The organism is Aestuariivivens insulae, assembly GCF_022662195.1.
Taxonomy (GTDB): Bacteria; Bacteroidota; Bacteroidia; order Flavobacteriales; family Flavobacteriaceae; genus Aestuariivivens; species Aestuariivivens insulae.
The window spans coordinates 512,654-538,922 of record NZ_JAKMCS010000001.1; the positions used below are offsets into that span (position 1 = coordinate 512,654).

Sequence of the window (26,269 nt, forward strand, 5' to 3'; positions counted from 1 at the left end):
TTATGGAATATCTATTAATAATTAGTTAGCCAATTGATGAAGGATAATTGGGCATGACATTCCTGTACTAAGCTTATCGAGGCCATAGCGTTTATTCGAAGTGAAGAAGCCTTAAAAAACCAATAAATGTCAATAAGGTTCTGATTTGCAAAATATTAAAATTAATTATCGAATTGTGACAATAATTAACCAGCGTGTTAAAATATAGCGTACCTTTGCACGCTTAAAATAAGGCATGTAGTATGGCTAATATTAAAAACATTGCAATCATTGCACACGTAGACCACGGAAAAACAACCTTGGTTGATAAGATTATGTACCATTGTCAGTTGTTTCGTGAAAACGAAAATACAGGTGACTTAATTTTAGATAACAACGATTTAGAACGAGAGCGTGGTATTACCATTACCTCAAAGAACGTTTCGGTTACCTATAGGGACACAAAAATTAACATTATTGACACCCCTGGTCACGCCGATTTTGGAGGAGAGGTTGAGCGTGTACTTAATATGGCCGATGGTGTTTTATTATTGGTCGATGCTTTTGAAGGCCCTATGCCACAAACTCGATTCGTATTGCAAAAAGCGATCGATTTAGGGCTAAAGCCTTGTGTGGTTATCAATAAGGTGGATAAAGAGAACTGTACCCCAGATGAGGTACATGAAAAAGTGTTCGATTTAATGTTTGAATTGGGGGCAGAAGAATGGCAATTGGATTTTCCAACCGTTTATGGTTCGGCAAAAAACAATTGGATGAGTGAGGATTGGAAAAACCAAACCGAAAATATTGAGCCGTTGTTGGATATGGTAATTGAACATATTCCTTCACCCACAATAGCTTCAGGAACCACGCAAATGTTGATTACGTCGTTGGATTACTCTTCTTTTACAGGTCGAATTGCTATAGGGCGTTTAACCAGAGGCGAGTTAAAAGTAGGGCAAAATATTTCGTTGGTAAAACGCAATGGTAATGTTGTAAAATCCAAGATTAAGGAGCTACATACCTTTGAAGGTTTAGGACGTAAAAAAGTTGAAGAAGTTTTAGCTGGTGATATTTGTGCTGTCGTTGGTTTGGAAGGTTTTGAAATTGGCGATACTATTGCCGATTGGGAAACTCCTGAAGGCTTAAAAACGATTGCTATAGACGAGCCAACCATGAGTATGTTGTTTACCATTAACGATTCGCCGTTTTTTGGTAAAGATGGTAAATATGTGACTTCACGCCATATTAAAGAACGGTTGACCAAAGAGCTGGAGAAAAACTTAGCTTTACGTGTTGAGGAAACCAATAGTGCCGATAAGTTTATGGTGTTTGGCCGTGGTGTTCTGCATTTATCGGTTTTAATCGAAACCATGCGTCGTGAGGGTTACGAATTGCAAATTGGACAGCCACAGGTTATTATAAAAGAGGTAGATGGTGTTAAATGTGAACCTGTAGAGGAAATGACTATAGATTTGCCGGAAGAAGTGTCAGGCAAAGCTATTGAAATGGTGACTTTACGAAAAGGGGAGATGATAAGTATGGAAGCTAAGGGCGACCGTATGGTATGTGAATTTATTGTGCCTTCACGAGGTATTATAGGATTGAGAAACCAATTGTTGACTGCTACTGCTGGAGAGGCTATAATGGCACATCGTTTCAAGGAATATCAGCCATTAAAAGGAGGTATACCAGAACGCCAAAATGGTAGTTTGGTGTCTATGGAAAACGGACAGGCCATTCCTTACTCAATAGATAAATTGCAAGAGCGTGGTAAGTTTTTTATCGACCCGGGAGAAGATATATATGAAGGTCAGGTTATTGGTGAAAACTCTAGGGGAGACGATATGGTGGTGAACGTTACCAAAACCAAAAAGTTAAGCAATGTTCGCTCTGCAGGAGCAGACGATAAAGCTAAAATTGTACCGGCTATAAAATTCTCCTTAGAAGAAGCTTTAGAATACATTCAAAAGGATGAATATGTTGAGGTAACCCCAAACCATATACGTTTGCGTAAAATATTGTTAACAGAAGTTGAGCGCAAACGAAATAAAGCGATTTAAAAGCTATATAGATTGATGAAATAGATATTAAAAGAGAAATTCTAAACAGGATTTCTCTTTTTTTTTGTTAATATTGGTATATGGAGTTGTTTGGCATTACAGGTTTGGAGTGTATAGGTTATTTGGCATCCTTAATGGTGTTGCTGTCGTTTACAATGAAAACCATTAAAAAGTTACGCCTTATCAATATGATGGGATGTATTTTGTTTATTCTATATGGTTTTTTAATGCCTTCGTTTAGGATAGGTTTGCCCATAATAATAGCCAATGCAGCGATTTTTTCGGTTAATCTTTATTATCTATTACAAAAGAACTTAGGTAATTAAAGGAATAAATCTCTTTTGCAACTTACAGTTACTTAAACGATTTGTATATTTGGTTCGTTAAAGAGGGGTAAATTCTTGCAAAAGTTTTAAGTTTTAAATTTATAAAAAAGGCTAATTCAACATAATTGAAAAAATTATTAGCGTACATAAACAGTGAAGTTTTAGTTAAAATTACATCTTTAAAAACGGTCTCGGTTTTAGTGAAGATTATTTCTGGGATTTTGACTTCTAAGGCTATTGCAGTGTTTATAGGGGCTGAAGGCCTTGCACTTATAGGTAACTTGAGAAATTTCACAAGTTCTATTCAGTCCATTTCAATTTTGGGACTCTATAACGGAGCGGTAAAATATATAGCCGATTTTAAGGAAGATGTCCTGAAGTTAGCTAAGGTCATTTCAACCGTATTTTACTTAGGTTTTGTTGCCACGATCTTAATGGCTTTCCTGTGTTATTTTTTTGCAGGACATATTAATGACCTAATTTTTCCAGACTATAATGACTATACCTATGTGATAAGGATTTTTGCCATTGTGCTCCCATTTTATGCATTAAACATGTTTTCATTCTCTATAATGAATGGGTTTGCTAAGTACAAGAACTTAATAGTCATTAACATTATAGGGCAAATTTTAGGCTTGTCTATTGCATTAATTTTAATTTATCAAAAGCGAATAGATGGGGCTTTAATTTCTGTGGCAATAGCAGAAGCCTTAATATTTTTAATTACGTTGGTAGGGATTATTAATAGGCGTAGTTTGTCTAATTTAATTCAGGTAAAGCAAATTAGTTTTGGGTTTATAAAAAAACTAAGTCCGTATTCCATAATGGCGTTATTTTCAGCCATCATCTTACCATTGGTTTTTATAGCGATAAGATCTTACATTATAGAGAATATCAGTTATAAGGATGCAGGGTTTTGGGAAGCCATGACCCGAATTTCAAAATATTACTTGATGTTGGTCACCTCGCTTATGACCCTTTATATATTGCCAAGATTTGCCGAGATTGATACCGTAAAGGAATTTAGAAAAGAAGTATTTAGTTTTTATAAGGCTATAATCCCCATTTTTGTTTTGGGTCTGGCCATTATTTACCTGCTAAGGTCTTTTATTGTGGCTTTTGTTTTTTCTGAAGAATTTGAGCCTGTTGAAGATTTGTTTATTTGGCAGCTGTTGGGGGATTTGGTAAAAGTACTATCGACGGTAATAGCCTATCAATTTTTGGCCAAGAAAATGTTTTGGCACTACATTGTAACCGAAGCTTTTTTGGTTATCATTTTATATGTTACCAGCATTTATTTTATAAAATTATTTGGTGTTGAAGGCGCCGTTATAGGTCATTTGGTGAGTTATTTAATGTATTTTGGTATGATATTGCTTATATTCGGAAGTTCGTTGTTTGGGGTGGTCAATGAGAAGGTGGAGTAGCAGCGTTGATGGCCTTTTTGTTTAAGTAGATCCAATCTTTAATTGTTGATGGAAAAGTCTAATGTGTCAAATGATTATAAAGTAGTAAAATATAGTGAAGTCTATTACCATCAATGGAATAGCTTTGTTTTCCAAGCTAAGAATGCTACTTTTTTATTTCATAGAGACTTTATGGAATATCATAGCGATAGGTTTGAAGATTTTTCCTTAATGATTTTCAAGAAAGAGGTGTTAATAGCAGTATTGCCTGCAAATGTTTCGGGATTAACTGTTTATTCGCACCAAGGATTAACTTATGGCGGTTTGGTTTTAAAAAAAGACATTAAGTTTAATGATGCTTTAAATATATTTTCGGCCATTTTGGAATATTTGAGCAGAAAGAGCTATAAAAAATTAGAAATAAAGTGTTTACCTTCAATTTACAGTAGTGTACCCAATAACGAAATAGATTATATCATGTTTTTACTCGAAGGTATTTTAATAAAGCGAGATACACTTTCTGTAATCAATCAAAAAGAGACAATCAAAATGTCGAGAAATAGGATAGAAGGTTACAAAAGAGGGGTTAAACATGATTTAAAGATTGTTGAAGAAACTAATTTTGATGCCTTTTGGAATATGATTTTGATCCCTAATTTGAAGGCTAAATATAACGCTTTACCAGTTCATTCACTTGATGAAATAATATTGTTAAGGAGTAGATTTCCAAATAACATAAGGCAATTTAATGTATATCATAGGGGTGAAATTGTAGCTGGAACAACAATTTTTGAGACAAAGAATGTAGCCCATTGCCAATATATTTCAGGTAATTCAGATAGTAATCAACTAGGGAGCTTGGATTTTCTTTTTGGCCATTTAATTAAAAATGTTTTTGCAGATAAGGCATATTTCGATTTTGGTTCGTCCAATGAAAATAATGGTAAATATATTAATAGTGGTTTGCAATATTGGAAAGAAGGTTTTGGGGCTAGAACTATTACCCAAGATTTTTATAGTGTTTCGATTGCAAATTATAAAAACTTAAATGCGGTCTTGCCATGATAAAGTTTTTGGACTTACTTAAATTAAATTCAAGATTTGAAAATGAATTAAAGACAGCGTTTCATGAGTTTTTAGATTCAGGTAGTTATATTTTGGGAACACAAGTGTCGAATTTTGAAAAGGAATTCGCAAGCTATTGTGGTACAGATTATTGTGTTGGTACAAGTAATGGGTTGGATGCTTTGGAACTTATTTTTGAAGCCTATAAAATTATGGGTAAAATTAGAGTGGGTGATGAGGTTATTGTACCTGCCAATACTTATATTGCTACAGTTTTATCTGTTAGTAATTCAGGGTTGAAGCCCATTTTGGTGGAACCTGATATTGAAACTTTTAATATTGACCCTGCTCAAATAGAAAAAGTAATAACTTCTAAAACCAGAGCGATTTTAGGAGTGCATTTATATGGTCGTTTGTATGATGTTGAAAGATTGGAAAAAATTTCAAAAGAGTTTGGTTTATTGTTAATTGAAGATGCGGCTCAAGCGCACGGAGCAACTTTTTTTGATGGACGTAAAGCAGGCAATGTTTCAGATGCTGCAGCATTTAGTTTTTATCCTACTAAAAATTTAGGAGCGTTAGGTGATGCAGGGGCAGTTACTACAAATAACCAAGAATTGGCAGAGATTATTTTGAGATTGAGGCATTATGGAAGAACTTCTGCTTATAAAAATGACATAAAAGGTAGCAATTGTAGATTAGATGAAATCCAAGCAGCTTTTTTGAGAGTAAAGTTAAAGAACTTGGAGGATGATAATAAAAAAAGAAGAAGCATCGCTAGAAGATATTTTGTAGCTATACAAAATGAAAACATTTTACTTCCCAATTGTCCTGAAGATTTTTATGGGCATGTGTATCACCTATACGTCATTCGCAGTAAAAAAAGAGATGCGTTAAAAGAGCATCTTTATAGAAATGGTATAGAAAGCTATATTCATTATCCTATGCCTATTCATAAGCAAAAGGCTTACCAAGAGTGGAATGGATTAAAACTGTCTATTACAGAGCAGATTCATAACGAGGTTTTAAGCTTGCCCATAAGTCCAATAATGGAAAAAGAAGAGGTGAAAAGCGTGGTGAAAGTTTTATCTGAATTTTAGCAAGATTGGAAAAGAAAACCAACTCTTATGGACAAATTTTGAAATCTACCTCCTTGTTTGGAGGGGTTCAAGTTTTTAACATTCTATTGTCTGCTATAAAAACTAAGGTGGTTACAGTTTTAATTGGAGCTAATGGATTTGGTGTTTTAAGTTTGTTTTCTTCTACGGTAAATCTTATTGTTGATTTAACAAAGTTAGGTTTAGATACTAGTGCAGTAAGAGAGATTTCTCAGTATAATTCAAAGAAAAACAAGACTGAAGTAGTTGTTTTTATTAATGTCTTGAATAAGGTTATTTGGATTACTGGTATTATAGGAGCCGTTCTTACTTTGCTATTTTCAAAAAAATTGAGTATTTGGACTTTTGGGAATTCTGATTACACAATAGAATTTTTATGGTTGTCAATAGCTATATTGATTAATCAGCTTAGTCATGGAAAAAAAGCCATATTGCAAGGAACTCAACAACTAGGGAAATTAGCTAAGGCTAATTTGTTGGCAAGTACTATAGGACTAATAGTGTCTGTACCGTTATATTATTTTTATAATATTAGAGGAATTGTTCCATCCATCATATTAAGTTTTGTTTTAACGTACATGGTTTTCTCTTTTTATTCTAAGAGTAATGCCTATAAGTCAATAAAAATGAGATTTAGCAAAGTGATGCATAGGAGTAAAACAATGCTCTCTTTAGGTGCTACAATGAGTTTTACCTCACTTTTTATGACTTTAATATTGTGGTTAATTCAAATTTATATAAGAAATTATAGTGGTGTTGAAAGCGTAGGTTTTTATAATGCTGGGATAATTATTATTAATTCTTATTTAGGGATAGTGTTTAATGCTATGGGAACTGACTATTTTCCGAGACTTTCGGCTATTAATAAAAACAATAGCTTAATTAAAGATGTTGTCAATGAACAGGCAGAGGTAGCAATACTTTTAATAACCCCATTAATAGTACTTTTTATTGCATTTTCTCCTTTTATAATTAAGTTATTATATACTAAACAATTTATCATTATTACTGGATTGGTTGTGTTTGGTGTCTTAGGAGCATTGTTTAAAGCTGTTTCGTTTTCTTTAGGTTATGTTATTATTGCAAAGGGAGATTCTAAAATTTTTATTAAAACATCAATATTTTTTAATATACTAATGTTTTCAATTTGTATTTTATCATATACTCTTGGAGGATTGACTGGCTTAGGACTGGGATTGCTAGTGTATTACATTATTCATTTTGTGTTATTGAAGATTATAACAGTATATCTTTATGGAATTACCTTGAAAATGGTTTTCTATAAAAAGTTCTTAATATGTATTATATTTTGTGTGCTGTCTTATTTAGGAACTTTAATAGCTTATAATGCTATTCGTTTTTTTGTAATAATATTTATTTTTTTATGTTCTATTGTTTTTGTTTTTTCTGAATTTAAAAAAGTAATAAATATTGAAGTTGTAATAAAGAAGTTATTTAAGATAAAAAATAAAAAGAGTGAAGATTAAGGGCGTAAAAAGGCGTTTGAAATTAGTTTTATCCATTAATTGGATTAAAACTATATATTTCAACATGAAGATGTTTCCCTTTAAAATAGCAAGGAAACTTCCTGTTTTTTTTTATGGAAGTGTAAATTTTAAAGAGCTTTCTGGAGAAATTATTATTGATGCACCAATAAAAACAGGAATGATTGGATTCGGACAGGAGTTTGAAAAAATGACCAGAAGTAAAAGGATAGCACAGTTGATTTTAAATGGTAAACTTGTGTTTAAGGGGCATGCACATTTTGGGAAGGATGTTTTTTTATGTGTTGATAAAGATGCGTATTGTGAATTTGGGTTTATGGGATGTTTGGGATCTAATGTTAAACTTATTTGTACTAATAAAATCATTATTGGAAATTGGGCCGGAATAGGTTATGAGTCACAAATAATAGATACGAATTCACATCCTATGAAAAATACAAAAACAGGAGAATACTACCCTTTAAGTTCACCTATTAAAATTGGAAATTATAATGCGATTTCTAATAGAGTTTCTATCATGCCAAATACTATAACCCCAGACCATTGTGTTGTTGCATCAAATAGTGTTTGTAATAAAGATTATACAAGACTGGGAAACAATATTTTAATAGGAGGTATTCCAGCAAAACTTATTAAGAATAATTATGCTAGAGATTGGGAAATAGAAAAAGAGATGCTTAAAAAAGCTAAAAGGGTATTTGTATAATAATCCTAAAAATCATCTCTCAATTGTTTTGTGATACTTTGCAGGGTTTCCAAACCATATTTCATTGTCTGGAATGTCTTTATTTATATAAGCTAAAGCCCCTAAAATGCTGTTTTTTCCAATTGTTATTCCATGATGTAAGACACAGTTTGTTCCAATAAAAACATTTTCTCCAATATTAGCTCCTCCTATTTGTTGTTTGTTGGTGTCTAAGTTATTTGTCATGACTCTAGGGCATATGTAAGAATTATCTCCAATTTTTAGACCTCTTGCTAAAATGCTATCATAGCGAATTGTAACATTGTTTCCAATAGTACAATCTCCCGATGATGAAACTCTGGAATCTATATAGCAATTTTTCCCAATTTTGGTTTTTTCTCGTAACTCTACATAGTTTTTTATTATTGTGTTATCTCCAATCACAACATCATCTTCTATTATGCAGAATGAACCAATTTTAACGTTCTTTCCAATTTTAGCTTTTTTAGATATTATACTGGTATTGTTCATTTCTTTTTATATGAATGTCTAGCTCCAAGTTTTTAAATATAACTTTACAATATTAATATAATCATGCTCTTTTTCAATAAACTGTCTGGCATTTTTAGAAATTTTTTTAATTTCATCAGGGTTTAGTACAAGCCATTCTAATTTTTCTGCAATTTTGTTACTGTCTGGCAAAGCGTTTATAGCTACAGTATCTTCATTTAAATTATAATGATTTAGCCATTCCTGTCCAGCACCGGTAAATACAACTTTGCCTTTAGCCATAGCTTCTAAAGCATTGTAACCTTGATCGTAAGCATAAATTTGGTCTAATAAAATATGTGCTTCATTGTAACTATTAATATATTCAGAATAAGGCAGGCTGCATGTAGTTATAACTTTTAACTTAGAAGCATGCTTTTTTAAAAGTATTCTTAATGCATCTTCAAAAATGTCATTCCCTTTCTTTATATAGTTCACTCTATTTATTCCATGAAAAATGATGATTTTGTCAGATAAATTAGGTTCTATATAATTGAGTTTTTCAATGTTTATTGGATTTGGAATTAAAGGTAATGCTTTTGCACAATTCCTGTAAGCCATAACATAGTCAAAATCGGTAGGGATAATGGCTGCAACATTTTTAAAAACATATTTGTGTAGTTTTATCCTACTTGGAAGCGTATATTTTAAAACATATTTATAATGATTCTTTAATTTTTTATTTTTAATATAAGGAGATAAAACATGATATTCGAGGTTACTGTTAAGTAAATATTTTACATAGATATAGTCATCACCACAGGCCGAGAGAAAGACTTTGGGATTGTTCCTAAAAATGAATTTTAGACATAATTTTTCAATAATGGGGTGTATTTGGAGTGGCAGTACATTTATCATTTGTACGATATCGTAATTTTTGAGTAACGATTTGTTTTTGAAAAATCTATAATATACTTCAAAATCTCCTATGTCAAAATGTGATATCCTATAAACTAAGCCTCTAATTAGTTTTGGGATCTTTTTTTTAAAGAAGGTTGTTTCTAATGAAATATCAACGTTATATGCCTTGAATCCATCTTTTCTTGCAATTAAAATAACATCATGTCCCAAAGCATTAAGGCCCTCCTTTAGTGAGTTGTATAAGCCACTATATTCCCCAAATAATAAAATTCTCAAACTTATAATGTTTAATTTAGCGAAAAATATAATAACTATCTATAATGAACAAACCCTTGGGTGAAAATGTTTGTATTCTTGTTGACAGTCTATCTCACGGTGGGGCAGAAAGAATGGCAGCCAATTTATCAAAAGTTTTGGCTAATCAAAATCATAAGGTATTAGTAGTTTGTTTCAGAGATGGAGTTAGTTATGAGTTTTCTGGTATACTTATTAATTTAGGTTTAGATGAGTTTAAACTAAAACAATTAAAGCAAATACAAAAAATTTTTAGGTTAAAAAGGACTTTAGAGAAATATAAACCTGAGGTTATAATCGATTTCAGAACTCGAAATCGTTGGTTTATGGAATATGTCTTATATCAATTCATATTAAAAAGATTTAAGGTAATTTATACTATACACAGTTATAAGTTAGACTATCATATTCCAAAGGGAAACTTTTTTAAAACAGTATATAATAATAGTCAAATAGTTTGTGTTTCAAAAGCCATAAAACATCACATTGAACATACATACAGTTTTCAAAATATTAACTATATACCAAATGCTATTGATTTAGTTGCGATAACAAAAAAGTCTATTCTAGAAGATTTTGAAGAAGACTTTATAATTGCGGTTGGTAGGTTGAATAATGAAATTAAACAATTTGATAAACTTATAGAAAGTTATGCTCAGTCTAATTTAATTTCAAAAAAGATTAAATTGTATATTTTAGGAGAAGGTAAGGATAGAGAGGCTTTGTCTAAATTGATTAAATATTTAAATTTAGAAGCTTATGTAAAGCTTTTTGGGTTTAAGGAAAACCCTTATGTTTACATAAGAAATGCTAAGTTTTTAGTCTTATGTAGTAAGCATGAAGGTTTACCAATGGTTATTTTGGAGTCTTTGGCATTAAAAACTCCTGTTATTGCTTTTAATTGTGTTTCTGGGCCGTCAGAAATGATTGTACATAAGGAAAACGGTTTATTGGTTGAAGATCAGGATTTTAATGAGCTTTGTAAGGCGATAGATTATTTAATTGATAATAAATTTGTTATCAAAGAAATGGAAGAGAATACCTTAAAATATTTTGAACCATATTTATTAAAAAACCAATATTTGTATTGGAAACCACTCTTGTAAATGAAGACCATAAATGATATTCAAATAGTTGATCTACCTAAGATCTGTGATATTAGGGGCAATATTTCGGTAATAGAAAATAATACACTGCCATATAAGGTAGAGAGAGTTTATTACTTGTTTGATGTTCCTAGTAGTGCCAGAAGGGGAGGGCATTCACACATTAAACAGAGTGAGTTTTTAATTGCGGTAAGTGGTAGCTTTAATGTCTTGTTAAAAGATGGGTTAAACGAAACAATCGTAACACTAAATAAACCTGATAAAGGATTGCTTATACCAAATGGAATATGGCGTGAACTTGAGAATTTTTCTTCTGGTGCAGTTTGTTTAGTTCTAGCTTCAGATGTTTACTCTGAAGATGATTATATTAGGGATTATAATAAGTTTGTAGCTTTAAAAACTAAGTAGAAACCCTAATGTTAATTTTTAAAAGTATTAATTTTACTTTGTTTAATAATACTGTAATAACCCTAGGGATTTTTAAAAGAAAAAGCTGCTTAATACTTAAATTGCCATAATCAATATTCTTTAAAACTTCCTTTGCTTGTTTTCGGTTTCCTTCGAGCTTATACAAATGGGAAAAAACATATCGGTATTGGTCCAAATACTTTTTTAAAGATAAGTTACTTTTTGCTTGAAATTCATAGTCATCTAAATTGGGAAGTCTTTTTGTTGAAATATTCGTCCTGGTCATTTGACCAGGGACATCACAATTTTTTTCTATCAAGGCTTTATAGGAATAAGCTACTTTCATATTTGGGCAATACTCAAGGTAAAAAGCGACATCCTCAGCATAAGTTATGGCAACATCAAAAATCTCATGGTTATTAAAGCTACTTTTTTTGAAACACATGCTACTAGGGCATACAATGGGGTGGTTGAGGTTTGCTAAAAAGAAGTCGTCGATAATGAACGACTTATTTTTAAGCCTTCGTGAGATGTTTTTTGAAGGTTCAAATTTATGCTTGTCTGAATATTTTTCTATATAATCCGTACCATAAATAGCAGCTTTTGGAAAAGTGTCGTGCAGATGTTTAATAGAAGATAGGTAATAGGTCAGCCAAATATCGTCTGCATCCAATAGGGCGATTACCAATCCAGATGATATCTTAATGCCATTATTCCTTGCTGCCGACAACCCTAGATTATCTTGATTTAGTACAATTATTCTATGGTCCTCAAACCCAGAAACCACGTCCAAACTCCCATCCGTACTCCCATCATTAACAATAATCACTTCAAAATCCTGAAACGACTGGTTAAGTACACTGTTTAATGTGTCTGCGATATAATCTTCTTTGTTGTAAAGTGGTATAATTACAGAAAAAAACGGCATAAATCATGGCTTATTTAGCAAAAATAATGTTTTCAGTCACTTGATGTGATTTTTGATTAACTTTATAGTAAAAAAGATGAAAGCGTTATTTTTTTTTATAATGGTATTGTGCGTTACTTCCTGTGCACCAATATACGTTAACTACGATTTCGAAAAGGGCACAGACTTCTCCCAATACAAAACGTATAATTACTACAGCGATATGCAAACCGGTTTGAATGAGTTGGATACCAAACGTTTGCTGGATGTTTTGGACGAAGAGATGAAAGCCCAAGGATTTGTGTTGTCTGATGATCCAGACTTTTTTATAGATATAAAGAGCAGTGAGTTTCAATCGGTACAACGTAATACAGTAGGCGTGGGCGTGGGCGGAAGTGGCCGTAATGTAGGTGGGGGCATTTCAATAGGTTTGCCTATTGGGCAAGCCAATGTTAATAGACAGATCACTTTCGATTTTGTAGATGAAAAAAATAACAAAGGCTTATTTTGGCAAGCGGTGAGCGAGTCTAGCTTTAACCCTAATGCTGAGCCAGAAAAGAGAGAGGCACATTTAAAAGCTATAGTAAAAAAAGTGTTGGACAAATACCCACCCAAGTCCTAAAACTTTAATTGTATTTATTGATTAGCCACTATTGAGCCAGTAGTAAAAGCTTTGTTCAAAATTTATGTTTTGTCCCCTTGAGCATAGCCGAAAGGTTGGCAAAAAGATCTCGACTGCACTCGATGTGACAGTTTTGAGCTATAACTGGCATAATGGCGGATATGCGAATTGTATTTTGTAGTTTTACAAAAATAGGTTAGACATTATGAAATGCCCATTAACAAAATTTGCAAACCAATCGAAATTGACAATAGGGGCATCGCACCTGCCTGCCGGCAAGGCAGGTCTGACCATTAAAAACAAATAAATATTAACAGATGAAAATATTAAAAGGTAAGGTTGCCCTTATAACTGGAGGGTCTAAGGGTATAGGTTTTGGAATTGCCAAAGCCTTAATGGGCGAAGGCGTGCATGTGGCGGTAACCAGTAGGAATGAAACATCAGCCCAACAGGCCGCAGAGCAATTAAATGCAAGTGCAGGTGATGTAAGTGCTATTGGTATTCAGGCAGATGTGAGAAGTTTTGAGAGCCAACGAGAGGCGGTAAAATTAGTATTGGATCAATTTAATCAGTTGGACATCGTTATTGCCAATGCGGGTTTAGGGCATTTTGCCAGTATAGAAGACCTAACGCCACAACAGTGGCAGGAAACTATCGACACAAACTTAACAGGGGTGTTTTATACTATAAAATCTTCGGTAGAAGCATTAAAACAATCCAAAGGTTATTTCATTACCATTTCCAGTTTGGCAGGTACTAATTTCTTTGCTAAGGGTTCGGCCTATAATGCCAGTAAGTTTGGGCTGACTGGTTTTACACAAGCCGTTATGTTAGATTTGCGACAACACGACGTAAAAGTTAGTACCATCATGCCAGGGTCGGTTTCGACCCATTTTAATGGCAATAACCCAGACGAAACAGATGCTTGGAAAATCCAAATAGAAGATATAGGGGAACTGGTTGTCGATTTAGTTAAAATGAACCCAAGAACCTTGCCCAGTAAAATTGAGGTACGTCCAACAAGACCACCAAGCAAATAAATCAAGGTGTGTTATTTGCTGGTGATGGCTCATTTTTAAACAAAAGAGGAAAGTTTAATTTTATAGTTTCGACCTAAGTTTTATGATGAAATTTTTGCTTCCATGTCTTCTTCCCATTATTGTTTTTAGTCAAACAGAATTTGATCAAGCCAATCGGTTAGTACAAGATAAAGACTTTGTTAAGGCAGAGCAATTAATGCTTCAATATCTTAAAGTTAATCCTAATAGCTTACAGGCCATAGAACTTTTGGGTGATGTTTATGGACATCAAAAGAAATGGGATGAAGCTATAGGCGAATATCAAAAATTGATGGAAGCCAATACCAATAATGCCAATTACCATTACAAATATGGTGGGGTTTTGGGGATGAAAGCTTTAGAGAATAAATTAAAAGCCATTGGGCTTATTGGAGGTATTAAAGCCTCATTTTTAAAAGCTGCAGCGTTAGACCCTAACCACATAGAAGCCCGTTGGGCCTTGGTAGAACTGTATATGCAATTACCAGGGATTTTTGGAGGAAGCAAAAGCAAATCCTTAAAGTATGCCGAAGAGTTGGAAAAGCTTTCAACTGTAGATGGCTATTTGGCTAAAGGTTATATTTATGAATATGATGACGAACCCCAACTGGCCGAAAGATATTATAAGCTGGCCATAAACGAAGGAGGCTCATTAACCTGTTTCAATAAGTTGGTAGGGCTTTACGAAACGACAAAGGAACCAGAAAAAGCCATTAAAACTATTGAAGAAGCACAACAAAAGCACAGTCGCAATGCCTTACATTATCAAATAGGAAAAATTGCGGCAGAGTATAACATTCAGCTCCAAAAGGGGGAGCAATGCTTAAAGATTTATATAAAAAATTATTCGGTACAAGATGGCGTGCCTAAAGCTTGGGCGCACTATCGCTTGGCACAAATCCATATGCATAAAAATAACAAAGACCAAGCGTTAATGTATATAGATTTAGCTTTAACAGAACTTCCAAAAGTTAAACAATTCATCACCCAAAAAGATAAGATTGTTAATATGTGATTTTTAAAGTGCTTGTCACTATTAAAGATTAGCTTTTAAATATGTTTGAGTTTCTTGTTTTTAATGATTTTTAAACTTTACACTTTGAACTTTAAATTCAGAAGTAGATATTTGCTGTATGAATGTACATTTTATAGCCATAGGCGGTGCAGCCATGCACAATTTGGCATTAGCCCTTCACAACAAAGGGTATAAGGTCACAGGAAGCGACGACACTATTTTCGAGCCGTCAAAGTCAAGGTTGACAGCCAAAGGGTTATTGCCAGATGCTTTTGGCTGGTTTCCAGAGAAAATTAATAAGCACCTTGATGCCATTGTTTTGGGGATGCACGCCAAAGCCGATAATCCAGAGTTGTTAAAAGCCCAAGAGCTAGGACTTAAAATTTACAGCTATCCAGAGTTTTTATACGAACAGTCTAAGCACAAAACCCGTGTGGTGATTGGTGGTAGTCATGGTAAGACCACTATTACCTCAATGATTTTACATGTTATGCATTATCATGATAGAGACGTCGATTATATGGTGGGAGCTCAGTTGGAAGGTTTCGACGTTATGGTAAAGCTTACCGAGGATAACGATTTTATAGTGTTGGAAGGCGATGAATATTTAAGTTCCCCCATAGACAGACGGCCTAAATTCCATTTGTACAAGCCCAATATTGCTTTGTTGAGTGGTATCGCCTGGGATCATATAAATGTATTTCCAACGTATGAAAACTATGTAGAGCAGTTTAGCATTTTTGTAAATTCCATAGTAAGTGGAGGGAGCATTAATTACAATGCTGAAGACCCGGAAGTAGTGCGCGTTGTGGAAGCTAGTGAAAATACCATTCGAAAGATTCCGTACTATACCCCAGAATATACCGTTGAAAACGGACAAACCCTGTTGGCCACACCAGAAGGCGATTTACCTATCGAAATTTTTGGCAAGCATAACCTAAATAACATGGCCGGGGCGAAATGGATTTGTCAGCATATGGGTATAGACGAAGACGATTTTTACGAAGCCATTGCCACCTTTAAAGGTGCCAGTAAGCGATTGGAGAAAATTGCGGAAAGCACAACAAGTGTAGCCTTTAAGGACTTTGCACATTCGCCAAGTAAAGTAAAGGCAACCACCAATGCCGTTAAAGAGCAGTATAGCGATAAAACATTGATTGCTTGTTTAGAACTACATACTTACAGTAGCCTAAATGCCGACTTTCTAAAAGAATATAAAGGCACTTTAGATGCAGCCGATGTTGCTGTGGTATTCTATTCACCACATGCCGTAGAGATCAAAAAACTGGAAGCAGTTACCCATGAGCAGATTGCTAAGGCTTTTCAGCGGGACGATTTAATGATTTATACCGATCCAGAGGCCTTTAAAGATTATTTATTTGCACAAGATTTTAATAACAAAACCCTATTGCTCATGAGTTCTGGTAATTATGGCGGTTTGGATTTTGATGCGGTTAAAGAGCTGGTCAAGGAACTTTAAGGTTAATAATAAAAATAGCAGAAAAGAAATGGATTTTTGAAGATGCTCCTTAACTGCTATTTTTATACGAACATTACTATTGGAATTTTATACCTAGGCTTATCCCATAAGACCTGAAAAAAATTGATTCAGGTGTTTCGTTTCCAAACACTAATGGCTTAGAGCCTGATAAGTCAAAATGGTTTATTTCATAGAAAGTATTTAAGTTTAAATTAAATTTTTCTCTTTTCATGAATGGGAAACCAATACCTATCCTTAGATTGTTGCCTTTTTTAAATTTAGCTTTATTTACAGTAAGGTTGCCTGCATATTGTAAAAATACATAAACATTGTTGCTATCCACAAAATAATATTTTACATTACCTCCTATTTTGTACATAAAAAAATCTGCTCCATTTTGATATTGAATTCCTGTTAATCCCCCTATGCTTAGTTTGTTAGAAAGCAAGTAGTTTAGAGTATATTGAAAAGCGAAACCTGATTTAGAATCTAAATTAATTTCGGTTCCTACATTATTAAAGGAATAATTATATTCTGATTTACTCGGAACTATAAAGTCTAAGTCTATGGAGGAAAACCATTTTTGTTGTGCATGTCCATTTGTAAACAAAAATGAGAGTACTAAAATTAAAAATAATTTATTCATTTTTTCTTAAGTTTTATTTTTCAATATTTCTTTTTCGGATGAGCAGAGGAATATCTTTATAGCCCCAATAAAACGAAGAGTTTCCCTAATTTTCTGCATTCAGTACATTATAGCTAAAGTTAGGATTGACAAGCTGATAATGATATTTCTAATGTAGGTTTTGGTTGTAAAAAGAAGATAACAGGATATTAGTAGTCTGTTTTTTAAATATTGGGTATTGTTGTTGGTTGTTCTATTTATAAGTTAGGATTTGAACTAAATTAAACGGAATAAGATCTTTATAGGATGCTATTTCTCTAAAAATAACTGAGAGAATACCTAAAATTGTTTTTTCTTTTTTAAGATTATCCGAACCAATATACTTGTATTTTAAAATGCATAACCGATGCCATAATGTTTTACCAAGATGGGTTGATTGTTCAGATATTTATTTTTTTCATTACTTGTTAAAGTTTGTAGCTTCGTAAAGCTTTTTTATGGGGGCATTCGATAATTTATACCGATCCAGAGGCCTTTAAAGATTATTTATTTGCACAAGATTTTAATAACAAAACCCTGTTGCTCATGAGTTCCGGTAATTATGGCTGTTTGGATTTTGATGCGGTTAAAGAGTTGGTTCTGTAACTTAATTTTCCGTAAAATCTTTTAGCAACCCATTAAATATCCAATGGGCAAGGGCTTGTCTATTGCCATAATCCAGAATACGTTTTTGGTCTTTACCATTTTTAATATTGCCCAATTCAATATATACCATAGGAGGGAAGGTATTCCTGATTAAATACAAATGCCTTGGACTCACAGAACCAGCATATTCCCGGTTAGGTTGGTGTTCGGCATATTTTTCCTTAAAGGATTCGTAAATATTTGTTGCCAGTCGTTTGCCGCTTTTACTGTTTTTATGATGGTAAAAAAAGACATCAATATTTTTGTTTACATTTCTACTGTCAACATGAGTAACAATAAGCCGCTGATAAGCCCCTTTGTGTTTCATGTATAAAGTGTTTACAGCTCTGGTGCGTTGCCGTAAACGTAAGGTTTGATTTAATGGAATTCGTTTTTTTAAGTAGCAAACTTCATCATCATCCATTTCTAAAATACGTTGGTCCCTAATGCCGTCATTTTCATCTTTAATAATAATATAGACCTTAGCGCCATTGGCAAGCAAAAATTTAGCAAGCCGCAAGGTGACATCGTAAGCGTATTCATCTTCCGAAATGGTTTTGTTATTATAACTGGTAATAGCGCCCGGATCTGGGCCGCCATGGCCTGAGATTAAATAGTAAATGGCACCATCAAGTATGGAGCTTTCTTGTTCAAAAGTGCTGTGTTGCTCCCCAAAGAGCGGGTAGTTAATTTTATTAAAGGTAAGACTGTCCAAGGGTTTTGAAGGTATGCTGTCATTAATATTAATAGTCTTAGGATCTTCAATAATAATTTCAGGCTTAGGTAATATGTATGCCTTACCAGCGACGAGACTATAATTAGGATTTAGATGAAGCTTGTTTAAATCTATAAATTGCTGAAAGTATTTGGTGGGATCTAACCCATTACTTCTTAATAAGCTATAAATACCATCACCTTTTTGGGCAATTACCGATTCAGCTTTAGATTGAGCAATAGTTTGAAGGCTAAAAAGAATAAAAAGTATGAAGAAGGGTAGTTTGTTGAGCATATATTAAAATTGTAAACGTATTTATGGAACGTTTCATTCCTAATTTTATTTGATTTCTTTAATTTGTAACTTTTTTGTCTTAAGAATATTGTTGATTATGAGTTCTTGTAATTTTACAATTGATAAAAAAGAAAATCGCCTAAAAAGTAATTTTTAGGCGACATCTTATGCTAAGTTAACAAGGTCTATTATTTTGATGTAATCGTTATGGTTAACTCCGAACGCCTGTTAAGAGCTCTTCCCTCTTTTGAATTGTTATCGGATACTGGTTGGTTTTCTCCTTTACCTTCAACTTTTATGGCGTTGGAATGTAGTCCTTTTGAAACTAAATACTCCTGTATTTTATTGGCTCTTTTTTCAGATAGTGTTTGATTATAGATATCGCTGCCAACATTATCTGTATGGCCATTAACGTTTATAATATAGGACGTCCCAGCTTTTGAAGCTTTAGCAATATCATCTAAAATGACTCTAGCATTGTTGTCAAGAGTTGTACTGTTGTAATCGAAATAAATAGTTTTACTATTATCTTTAACTGTTTCCGAAACAACAGGCTCTTTGACAGGCGTAGGACATCCTCCGCCATTATCGCCTTTAACATTTGGGCATTTGTCCAAATTATCAGGAATGCCATCGTTATCAGAGTCTGGGCATCCTCCAAATTCTTTAGAGCCACTTTGGTTTGGACAAAGATCAAATTCGTTAGGTACCCCATCACCATCGTTGTCGTTATTTACAGGTTCTTCTTCTACAGGCTCCTCTTTTGTAAATTTTCCAAATTTAAAAGTGACGCCAAAACTGTGTTGCCAATGCTTAACCAAATAGTCTTCAAACGAATGCTTGTAAGTAGTCTCCAGGCCAAAACCTAAATTTTCTGTGGCCCAATACCTAATGCCCAACGATCCGTTAACGGTACCGGCTCCAACTAAGTTGTTTGTGCCAGAAGCAGTAGATAAGGTATTGTATGTGCCTTCTTGTATCCAAGTGTAACCACCACCAACAGCAATAAAAGGTTCTAATTTGGTTGTGTTGAATAAATTGGAAAGGCTATAGTTAACCATACCATCTAAACTATAGTATTCTAATTTGTTTACTTGGGCACTGGGCATAGTACTGGTTTCTCCCCATTTGCTGAGCTTGTTGTATGAAGCCCTAGCACTTAATGATAAATTTTTGGCTAAATACCTAGAGACTTTAACAGTAGGGATGCCAATGTTCCAGTGATCTGTCCAATTAAAAAATTCATCAAAATAGTTGCCTTGTGGGGTGTTTTCACCAACGGGGTAGACATCTACAGCATTAATACCTAATTCTAATGTCCAAGGGTTTTCTTTTGTTTGTGAAAACGCAAAAGAGGTAATTAATAATAATGATAGATTCAGTAGATTTTTTTTCATAAGTTGTTTTTATGGTTTTACAAAAATTTGATTCTTTATTTTGATACAGGTTTATGGATAAAGTCACATAAATTTGTAAATAATTAACACAAATTAATGAGGGCTATTTCTATAAAAAGTTTTATAATTGTGGAGTGAGCTTGTAGTGGGTTAGTTTTTAATGCTATAGCTCTTGAAGTACATTATTTAAAATTTCTGTGAATAAAGTTATTATACGTACGAAAACTTATGGTGAAAAATATGAATGTCATTAGTAAGTTAAGGGTGCGACACTTTTTTATTAGAGCTCAACAGTTTGTTCTATGAAGCATTAAGTAATGCCTAAAAGGAAATTGGATTTAAAGGAAAGCACTTATATTTTTTTTGATTTATAAATAGTTTCAAATGTCTGGAAATAAAGCCTCATTTTCCATAAAGAAATGGTCCCAAGACGATCAGCCTCGTGAAAAATTACTTAATAAAGGGAAAGTCGTGTTAAGTGATGCCGAATTGGTGGCCATTTTAATAGGCTCTGGAAATAAGGATGAAAGTGCAGTAGCCTTGTGTAAAAGAATTTTGGCCAGTGTAGACTATAATTTAAGCGAGCTGGGCAAGCTTTCCACTAAACAACTTATGGCTTTTAAAGGTATAGGTGAGGCTAAAGCTGTTGCCATAGCTGCAGCAATGGAATTAGGACGGCGTAGACGTGGCGTAGAAGCCTTGGACAAGCAAAAAATTACATCAAGCAGGTCGGTTTACGAGTTCATGCAACCCATAATAGGGGAATTACAGCACGAAGAGTTTTGGATTATCTATTTAAACAATTCCAATAAGGTCATTCATAAAAATCAATTAAGTAAAGGAGGGATAACAGGGACTTTGGTCGATGTGCGCTTGGTACTTAAAAATGCACTCGAAGTAGGGGCAACGGGGTTAATATTGGTACATAACCATCCGTCGGGAACATTAAAGCCCAGCTTGGCCGATAAAAAAATCACCCAAAAATTAAAGTTGGCAGCACAGAGCTTAGATATTAATGTGTTGGACCACCTAATTATCACAGAAAAAGCATACTTTAGTTTTGCAGATGAAAACCTATTGTAATGCTTCTAGTCTATACGCATAACATAACACCAAGATTGAAATATGTTTTTAAGCATATTTGTACGCGAATTTTAGGGGTTGATGTTACATTCACCACAAAGGTTGAAGATTTTATTGCCCACGATAGCTTAAAGATGTCGTACACCAGACAGCAATTGGGGAATGAATTTTTTGTAAAGAGCCACGATATCTTATTCGAACAGGGCATCACAGATATTGAGATTAATGTTCACGATTGGGAAAACACAAAATGCTTCTTCTACAACGGCGACAAGAGTGCCATGCCTTTCGATATTTTTGCAGCGTCATTTTATTTGTTGTCCCGATATGAAGAATATTTGCCACAGGTACGGGATGAATATGGACGTTTTTTGGCTACCGAAAGCATTGGATATAAATACGGTTTTTTGCATCAGCCTGTTGTAGATATTTGGGCATACAAATTTAAGGAGCATTTACAAATGCAATTTCCAAATTTTGATTTTCCCAAGAAAACCTTCAGTATAAAACCAATTATAGATGTGCCCTGCGCCTATAATTTTAGGCTAAAAGGCATCATGCGAACCATAGGTGGTGTTATAAAAGATGTTTTCAGCTTTAAGTTAAAAACATTATATAATAGATTTATGGTCCTTTTTGGCTTTAAGCACGATCCGTTCGATACCTATAAGTATATCATCAATAAGCAAAAGCAAACTAAGTTTAAGTTTTTGTTCTTCTTTTTGGTAGGGAGTTATTCCACTTACGATAAAGGCACCAATGCCAATAATAAGGAGTATAAATCCTTAATCAAGCATATAGCAGATTATTGTAAAGTAGGATTAAAGGCCTCTTATTTTGCTATTGAGAACAGTGCTGTTTTAAAGAAAGAAAAACAACAAATGGAGTCCATAATAAATGCTAATTTGGAGGTGTCGCGACAATCGTATTCCAAACTTAACTTCCCAGAATCTTATCGGAATTTAGTGGATTTAGAGATTAAAGAAGATTATACCATGGGCTATGTTAACCAAATAGGGTTTAGGGCAGGTTCCTGTACGCCGTTTTTATTTTACGATTTAGACTATGAGACCCAAACGCCACTTAAAATAAACTCTTACCATATTATGGATTATGCCCTGTTAAAGCATAAATCTTTGTTAGATAAGAAAAAGGCCTTATATGAGATCATTGCAGAAATAAAGCAGGTAAATGGGCAGTTTGTGCCAGTGTTCCATAATTACACCTTTAGTAGCTTACCACGTTGGGATGGGTTTAAAGAATTGTTTAATGATATATTGAATGCTGCCCATGGAGAAGCTTAATGGTATAACCGATATATTTTTCGATTTAGATCATACGCTTTGGGATTTTGATAAAAACTCAGCTTTGACCTTTGATAAGATTTTTAAAATCAATAATATTGATATAGATTTAGATATCTTTCTATCACATTACGAGCCTATAAACCTAAAATACTGGAAGCTTTACCGGGAGGAAAAAGTAGACAAGGCGTCTTTGCGCTATTACAGGCTAAATGAAACGTTTGAGGCAGTGGGTCATCAAATTTCAAAGGAGGTTATCAATCGATTATCTATAGATTATATTACACATCTAACGTCTTTCAATCACTTGTTTGAAAATACATTTGAGATTTTAGATTATTTGTACCAAAGTTACAGCTTGCATATTATAACCAATGGTTTTGAAGAAGTGCAGTATGGTAAATTAAGAAAATCCAATATTCATCATTATTTTAAAACCATTACAAATTCCGAACAGGTGGGCGTTAAAAAACCCAATCCAAAAATTTTTAAGCATGCCTTGAAAGTTGCCAATGTAAGAGCAGACCAATCTGTAATGATAGGCGATAATTACGAAGCAGATATCCTTGGGGCACTTAATACAGGGATGACAGCTATTTTCTTTGGAACATATAATGAAGAAATAGGTGGTGCTGTAAAACAAGTCGATAATTTAATACATCTAAAAAAAATATTGTAGGAATAATATTCTTCTGAGACATGCGTTTTATTAAAGCTATGATAAAGACATTTTTTAAACTTACTGGTGTATTTGTTCTTCTTTGTTTTGGGATATTGTCTTGTACAAAACCAGTAGACTTCGATCAGGCTAATGATTTGGTCCTGGAACCAGTTGTTGCATCCGATTTAATTTTTTTTAAGGCCAATGCCACCGAGTTTTTTGTTAATAATACAGAGCTGGTTACTGTAAAGGATTCTGTTATTATTGATCTGTTTAGACGAGAGTTTTTTGTAGACCATGTTGCCAAAGCCGAGTTTGTTTTTGAAATCACAAATTCAATAAATAGAGGCGGTAGGGTAACCGTTGAACTTTTTGATATTAATGACCAAAAACGCCATGAATTCTCCATTACAGCTCCAGCATCTCCAGATAATTCAGATGTCGTTACGACACATACAGAGGTTTTTGAAGCACAAGCACTTGATGCCTTAAAAGTAACGGATAAGGTCGTACTGACCCTGCAAGTGCTAGCAGGCGGGGATCCATTAAATGATAATTCGCCCGGAAGAATTGAGCTTAAATCCAAAGGGGTGTTTTATGTAAAAGTTGAAGGTTCGTAATGAAACATCCATCCCTAAATCTTAGACATACAGCGGCAATGATAATTAGGATGTTACAAGCCTGTGCTGAGCTCAGTCGAAGCTTGGCCTTTAAAAAATATATTTGCACATGAAAAAGCTAAGTGTTCTATTGGCTTTCATGGCCTGTTCATCATTTTCGCAGAACAAACAAATACTATATGGGTTTTCAGAAATACCACAATCACTAATGCTAAACCCAGGAGGAAAAGTTAATAACAGGGGCTATTTTGGAATACCCTTATTATCCCATTTTCATGTAAATGGAGGAACATCGGGGAGTACAGTTTATGACCTTTTTGCAGATGATGGCATTGATTTTAATGTTAAACTTCGGAGCGCTGTAAATAATATGAAGTCAATCGATTTCTTTACAGCTACCCAACAATTGGAGCTGTTGTCGGGAGGCTATGCCTTTGGCCCTAGCTATAATAAAAACCAATATTTAAGCTTTGGCTTGTATCAGGAAACCGACTTTATTGCTTATTTCCCTAAAGATGAGGCCATACTGGCTTTAGAAGGAAATGCTAATAATATAGGACGGTATTTTCGGTTAAATCAAGTGAGTTCAAGAGGCGAGGTGCTTTCGGTTTTTCATGTAGGCTATAATAAGAAGGTGAACAGAAAACTAACCTATGGTATTCGAGGTAAAATTTATTCAAGCTTAGCTAATTTCAGCTCAACAAAAAATAGAGGCTATTTTGTAACAAACACGGGAGATAATAATTTTTACACCCACCTTTTTAACCTGGATTTCGAACTTCAAACCTCAGGAATTAATAGTATGACAGAAGGTGATTCCGATTTTTCGGGGAAGGATATTATAAAAAGAACCTTATTGGGAGGCAATTTAGGTTTGGGTTTTGATGTGGGGTTTACCTATAATGTAACCAAGCAATGGACCGTAGATGCCAGTGTGTTGGATGTAGGTTTTGTTAGGCATAGTAAGGATGTTAAGAATTTTGAAATTAAAGGACGGTATGTGTTTGAAGGGATAAATCCACTTTTTCCAGAAACAAGCGAAGGACAAACCGCTGAGGATTATTGGAATGAAGTAGGAGAGGCTTTCGAGGATTTATTCGACATAGAGGAAACAGAAACAAAGTATACGACTTGGCGACCAATAAAGTTTAATACCTCACTAAATTATGCCTTCGGAAAGCCAAAATACGAAGATTGTAATTGCTTGAGAAAAGACGAAGGTTACCTCAATGCTACGGGCATTCAGCTTTATGCCATAAACAGACCAAGACAACCACAGCTGGCTTTAACAGCTTACTATTATAGAAGATTATTTAAAGGATTGCGTGCTAAAGCAAGCTATACCTTAGATTCCTATTCATTAAGTAATATTGGTCTAGGAATATCTGCCCACTTGGGAGGTTTTAACTTTTATGCAATGGCCGATAATTTTTTAAATTATAGAAACATTTATAATGCGCAAAGTGTATCTTTACAACTAGGTTTTAATTATATATTTAATAAAAATGAAGACTAAATTTATATTTTCGTTACTGTTTTGTTTTATCGCTACGGGCCTATTTGCCCAGTCAAGTTTAAACAATTACAAATACGTAATAGTTCCCAAAAAGTTCGATTTCTTAAAAGAAAATAATCAATACCAATTAAATGCGTTAAGCCAATTTTTATTCAATAAATATGGTTTTGTGGCTCTTATGGAAGGCGAGGGGTATCCAGAAGATATGGTTACCAATCGATGTTTGGCCTTAAAATCGAACGTCACCAAAGATGCTGGTTTGTTCAAGACTAAACTTGCTGTAGAGCTAAAGGACTGTAACGATCGCGTGGTATTTACTTCCCAATTAGGAGAAAGTAGGGAAAAGGAATATGCGAAAGCCTATAATGAAGCATTACGGGAAGCCTTTAAATCGTTTGAAGGGATTAATTATAGCTATAGCCCAGATGAGTCTGTTATGGCTTCCAATAAAATGCCTCAGCAACAAGTTGAAAATACAGTTGTGACCAACGAAATAGCGGCACTTAAAGCCGAAATCGAATCCTTGAAAAAAGAGAAACAAGCAGAGGTTAGTGAGGTAAAATCGGATGAGGCAAACGTTATGGTTGAAGAAGTGCATGTTAGTACTAATATGCCTGTTGAAGCGGCCCAAAATTCCGATAGTATACTTTATGCCCAAGCCATCGAAAATGGATTCCAACTCGTTGATAGTTCTCCGAAAGTGATCTATAAAATGATAAAAACAGGAGTCAATAATGTTTTTTTAGTTGAAGGCTTAAGCGCCATTATCTATAAACAAGGTGATAGCTGGGTAGTGGAGCAACATACAGGAAGTACAATACTGAAAGAAACTTTAAATATTAAGTTTTAGTTTTGATGCTTGATGCTAGATGTAGTGTCTTGACCTGTTGATTCTCCTCCTTCTCAAGGAGGAGTGGATTCAT

25 protein-coding genes are annotated in these 26,269 nt (G+C 33.9%); 19 read left to right on the forward strand and 6 right to left on the reverse strand.

From position 1 onward, the window contains the following. Positions 1-242 precede the first annotated feature (242 nt). The 7 genes from typA (at position 243) to MR062_RS02090 (ending at position 8,168) form a co-directional block, all read left to right on the forward strand. Entirely contained in the window at positions 243-2,042 is a 1,800-nt protein-coding gene (gene typA, locus MR062_RS02060; RefSeq protein WP_242202412.1) for a translational GTPase TypA, read from the forward strand. An 80-nt stretch (positions 2,043-2,122) separates the two neighbouring features. Then, positions 2,123-2,368 carry a uroporphyrinogen decarboxylase gene (locus tag MR062_RS02065; RefSeq protein WP_242202414.1) on the forward strand — a complete coding sequence of 82 codons (246 nt, stop codon included), beginning with the start codon at positions 2,123-2,125 and terminating at the stop codon, positions 2,366-2,368. Positions 2,369-2,493: 125 nt separating this feature from the next. Further along, positions 2,494-3,795 carry an O-antigen translocase gene (locus MR062_RS02070; protein WP_242202415.1) on the forward strand — a complete coding sequence of 434 codons (1,302 nt, stop codon included), beginning with the start codon at positions 2,494-2,496 and terminating at the stop codon, positions 3,793-3,795. Between the two features lie 48 nt (positions 3,796-3,843). After that, positions 3,844-4,839 (forward strand): GNAT family N-acetyltransferase, encoded by a 996-nt coding sequence (locus MR062_RS02075; RefSeq protein WP_242202416.1) that lies wholly within the window; start codon positions 3,844-3,846, stop codon positions 4,837-4,839. Further along, positions 4,836-5,939: a DegT/DnrJ/EryC1/StrS family aminotransferase gene (locus MR062_RS02080; protein ID WP_242202417.1), complete on the forward strand. Its 1,104-nt coding sequence runs from the start codon at positions 4,836-4,838 to the stop codon at positions 5,937-5,939. The genes MR062_RS02075 and MR062_RS02080 overlap by 4 nt, the downstream gene beginning before the upstream one ends. A gap of 5 nt (positions 5,940-5,944) precedes the next feature. Next, a complete protein-coding gene (locus MR062_RS02085) occupies positions 5,945-7,444 on the forward strand; it encodes an oligosaccharide flippase family protein (RefSeq protein ID WP_242202418.1) in 1,500 nt (499 codons plus the stop codon). 16 nt (positions 7,445-7,460) lie between these two features. Continuing rightward, entirely contained in the window at positions 7,461-8,168 is a 708-nt protein-coding gene (locus tag MR062_RS02090) for an LbetaH domain-containing protein (protein WP_242202419.1), read from the forward strand. Between the two features lie 12 nt (positions 8,169-8,180). On the opposite strand, the gene MR062_RS02095 is transcribed toward MR062_RS02090, so the two are convergent. Next, positions 8,181-8,678, reverse strand: coding sequence for a DapH/DapD/GlmU-related protein (locus MR062_RS02095; RefSeq protein ID WP_242202420.1), 498 nt, complete (start codon positions 8,676-8,678; stop codon positions 8,181-8,183). A gap of 18 nt (positions 8,679-8,696) precedes the next feature. Then, positions 8,697-9,833 (reverse strand): glycosyltransferase, encoded by a 1,137-nt coding sequence (locus MR062_RS02100; RefSeq protein WP_242202421.1) that lies wholly within the window; start codon positions 9,831-9,833, stop codon positions 8,697-8,699. 44 nt (positions 9,834-9,877) lie between these two features. On the opposite strand from MR062_RS02100, the gene MR062_RS02105 reads away from it, so the two are divergent. Both MR062_RS02105 and MR062_RS02110 read left to right on the forward strand, forming a co-directional pair. Beyond that, positions 9,878-10,957 carry a glycosyltransferase gene (locus MR062_RS02105; RefSeq protein ID WP_242202422.1) on the forward strand — a complete coding sequence of 360 codons (1,080 nt, stop codon included), beginning with the start codon at positions 9,878-9,880 and terminating at the stop codon, positions 10,955-10,957. Further along, positions 10,958-11,365: a sugar 3,4-ketoisomerase gene (locus tag MR062_RS02110; protein WP_242202423.1), complete on the forward strand. Its 408-nt coding sequence runs from the start codon at positions 10,958-10,960 to the stop codon at positions 11,363-11,365. It begins immediately after the preceding gene. Here MR062_RS02110 and MR062_RS02115 read toward each other — a convergent pair. Continuing rightward, positions 11,358-12,293: a glycosyltransferase family 2 protein gene (locus tag MR062_RS02115; protein ID WP_242202424.1), complete on the reverse strand. Its 936-nt coding sequence runs from the start codon at positions 12,291-12,293 to the stop codon at positions 11,358-11,360. The two genes, MR062_RS02110 and MR062_RS02115, sit on opposite strands and share 8 nt — an antisense overlap. Before the next feature lie 76 nt (positions 12,294-12,369). Here MR062_RS02115 and MR062_RS02120 point away from each other — a divergent pair, with 76 nt between their 5' ends. The 4 genes from MR062_RS02120 to MR062_RS02135 all read left to right on the forward strand — a co-directional run bounded on the left by MR062_RS02120 (position 12,370) and on the right by MR062_RS02135 (position 16,447). Further along, positions 12,370-12,894 (forward strand): DUF4136 domain-containing protein, encoded by a 525-nt coding sequence (locus MR062_RS02120; RefSeq protein ID WP_242202425.1) that lies wholly within the window; start codon positions 12,370-12,372, stop codon positions 12,892-12,894. A gap of 317 nt (positions 12,895-13,211) precedes the next feature. Then, positions 13,212-13,934, forward strand: coding sequence for an SDR family oxidoreductase (locus MR062_RS02125; RefSeq protein ID WP_242202426.1), 723 nt, complete (start codon positions 13,212-13,214; stop codon positions 13,932-13,934). Between the two features lie 82 nt (positions 13,935-14,016). Then, positions 14,017-14,967: a tetratricopeptide repeat protein gene (locus tag MR062_RS02130; protein ID WP_242202427.1), complete on the forward strand. Its 951-nt coding sequence runs from the start codon at positions 14,017-14,019 to the stop codon at positions 14,965-14,967. 118 nt (positions 14,968-15,085) lie between these two features. Continuing rightward, positions 15,086-16,447 carry a UDP-N-acetylmuramate--L-alanine ligase gene (locus MR062_RS02135; RefSeq protein WP_242202428.1) on the forward strand — a complete coding sequence of 454 codons (1,362 nt, stop codon included), beginning with the start codon at positions 15,086-15,088 and terminating at the stop codon, positions 16,445-16,447. Positions 16,448-16,523: 76 nt separating this feature from the next. On the opposite strand, the gene MR062_RS02140 is transcribed toward MR062_RS02135, so the two are convergent. From MR062_RS02140 to MR062_RS02150, 3 genes are all read right to left on the reverse strand, one after another. After that, positions 16,524-17,093 carry a hypothetical protein gene (locus MR062_RS02140; protein WP_242202429.1) on the reverse strand — a complete coding sequence of 190 codons (570 nt, stop codon included), beginning with the start codon at positions 17,091-17,093 and terminating at the stop codon, positions 16,524-16,526. Positions 17,094-17,718: 625 nt separating this feature from the next. Then, positions 17,719-18,765, reverse strand: coding sequence for an N-acetylmuramoyl-L-alanine amidase family protein (locus tag MR062_RS02145; protein WP_242202430.1), 1,047 nt, complete (start codon positions 18,763-18,765; stop codon positions 17,719-17,721). 188 nt (positions 18,766-18,953) lie between these two features. Continuing rightward, positions 18,954-20,162 carry an OmpA family protein gene (locus MR062_RS02150; protein ID WP_242202431.1) on the reverse strand — a complete coding sequence of 403 codons (1,209 nt, stop codon included), beginning with the start codon at positions 20,160-20,162 and terminating at the stop codon, positions 18,954-18,956. Between the two features lie 384 nt (positions 20,163-20,546). On the opposite strand from MR062_RS02150, the gene radC reads away from it, so the two are divergent. The 6 genes from radC to MR062_RS02180 all read left to right on the forward strand — a co-directional run bounded on the left by radC (position 20,547) and on the right by MR062_RS02180 (position 26,196). After that, positions 20,547-21,245 (forward strand): RadC family protein, encoded by a 699-nt coding sequence (gene radC, locus MR062_RS02155; RefSeq protein WP_242202432.1) that lies wholly within the window; start codon positions 20,547-20,549, stop codon positions 21,243-21,245. Next, positions 21,245-22,549: a polysaccharide deacetylase family protein gene (locus MR062_RS02160; RefSeq protein WP_242202433.1), complete on the forward strand. Its 1,305-nt coding sequence runs from the start codon at positions 21,245-21,247 to the stop codon at positions 22,547-22,549. Before radC ends, MR062_RS02160 begins: the two co-directional genes overlap by 1 nt. Further along, the gene (locus MR062_RS02165; protein WP_242202434.1) at positions 22,536-23,228 is read left to right on the forward strand and encodes a YjjG family noncanonical pyrimidine nucleotidase; all 693 of its coding nucleotides are present in this window, start codon (positions 22,536-22,538) and stop codon (positions 23,226-23,228) included. Before MR062_RS02160 ends, MR062_RS02165 begins: the two co-directional genes overlap by 14 nt. Positions 23,229-23,266: 38 nt before the next feature. Beyond that, positions 23,267-23,830: a hypothetical protein gene (locus tag MR062_RS02170; protein WP_242202435.1), complete on the forward strand. Its 564-nt coding sequence runs from the start codon at positions 23,267-23,269 to the stop codon at positions 23,828-23,830. A gap of 109 nt (positions 23,831-23,939) precedes the next feature. Then, entirely contained in the window at positions 23,940-25,346 is a 1,407-nt protein-coding gene (locus MR062_RS02175) for a DUF5723 family protein (protein WP_242202436.1), read from the forward strand. Then, on the forward strand, positions 25,336-26,196 hold the full coding sequence (locus MR062_RS02180) for a hypothetical protein (RefSeq protein ID WP_242202437.1): 861 nt from the start codon (positions 25,336-25,338) through the stop codon (positions 26,194-26,196). Before MR062_RS02175 ends, MR062_RS02180 begins: the two co-directional genes overlap by 11 nt. The last annotated feature ends 73 nt before the right edge of the window (positions 26,197-26,269 follow it).

What these genes read in the sequence shown, in the direction of transcription:
- typA (WP_242202412.1), top strand. Translation starts at nt 243, where the DNA reads ATGGCTAATATTAAAAACATTGCAATCATTGCACACGTAGACCACGGA.
- MR062_RS02065 (WP_242202414.1), top strand. Translation starts at nt 2,123, where the DNA reads ATGGAGTTGTTTGGCATTACAGGTTTGGAGTGTATAGGTTATTTGGCA.
- MR062_RS02075 (WP_242202416.1), top strand. Translation starts at nt 3,844, where the DNA reads ATGGAAAAGTCTAATGTGTCAAATGATTATAAAGTAGTAAAATATAGT.
- MR062_RS02080 (WP_242202417.1), top strand. Translation starts at nt 4,836, where the DNA reads ATGATAAAGTTTTTGGACTTACTTAAATTAAATTCAAGATTTGAAAAT.
- MR062_RS02095 (WP_242202420.1), bottom strand. Translation starts at nt 8,678, where the DNA reads ATGAACAATACCAGTATAATATCTAAAAAAGCTAAAATTGGAAAGAAC.
- MR062_RS02105 (WP_242202422.1), top strand. Translation starts at nt 9,878, where the DNA reads ATGAACAAACCCTTGGGTGAAAATGTTTGTATTCTTGTTGACAGTCTA.
- MR062_RS02110 (WP_242202423.1), top strand. Translation starts at nt 10,958, where the DNA reads ATGAAGACCATAAATGATATTCAAATAGTTGATCTACCTAAGATCTGT.
- MR062_RS02115 (WP_242202424.1), bottom strand. Translation starts at nt 12,293, where the DNA reads ATGCCGTTTTTTTCTGTAATTATACCACTTTACAACAAAGAAGATTAT.
- MR062_RS02120 (WP_242202425.1), top strand. Translation starts at nt 12,370, where the DNA reads ATGAAAGCGTTATTTTTTTTTATAATGGTATTGTGCGTTACTTCCTGT.
- MR062_RS02125 (WP_242202426.1), top strand. Translation starts at nt 13,212, where the DNA reads ATGAAAATATTAAAAGGTAAGGTTGCCCTTATAACTGGAGGGTCTAAG.
- MR062_RS02130 (WP_242202427.1), top strand. Translation starts at nt 14,017, where the DNA reads ATGATGAAATTTTTGCTTCCATGTCTTCTTCCCATTATTGTTTTTAGT.
- MR062_RS02135 (WP_242202428.1), top strand. Translation starts at nt 15,086, where the DNA reads ATGAATGTACATTTTATAGCCATAGGCGGTGCAGCCATGCACAATTTG.
- MR062_RS02140 (WP_242202429.1), bottom strand. Translation starts at nt 17,093, where the DNA reads ATGAATAAATTATTTTTAATTTTAGTACTCTCATTTTTGTTTACAAAT.
- MR062_RS02145 (WP_242202430.1), bottom strand. Translation starts at nt 18,765, where the DNA reads ATGCTCAACAAACTACCCTTCTTCATACTTTTTATTCTTTTTAGCCTT.
- MR062_RS02150 (WP_242202431.1), bottom strand. Translation starts at nt 20,162, where the DNA reads ATGAAAAAAAATCTACTGAATCTATCATTATTATTAATTACCTCTTTT.
- radC (WP_242202432.1), top strand. Translation starts at nt 20,547, where the DNA reads ATGTCTGGAAATAAAGCCTCATTTTCCATAAAGAAATGGTCCCAAGAC.
- MR062_RS02160 (WP_242202433.1), top strand. Translation starts at nt 21,245, where the DNA reads ATGCTTCTAGTCTATACGCATAACATAACACCAAGATTGAAATATGTT.
- MR062_RS02165 (WP_242202434.1), top strand. Translation starts at nt 22,536, where the DNA reads ATGGAGAAGCTTAATGGTATAACCGATATATTTTTCGATTTAGATCAT.
- MR062_RS02170 (WP_242202435.1), top strand. Translation starts at nt 23,267, where the DNA reads ATGATAAAGACATTTTTTAAACTTACTGGTGTATTTGTTCTTCTTTGT.
- MR062_RS02175 (WP_242202436.1), top strand. Translation starts at nt 23,940, where the DNA reads ATGAAAAAGCTAAGTGTTCTATTGGCTTTCATGGCCTGTTCATCATTT.
- MR062_RS02180 (WP_242202437.1), top strand. Translation starts at nt 25,336, where the DNA reads ATGAAGACTAAATTTATATTTTCGTTACTGTTTTGTTTTATCGCTACG.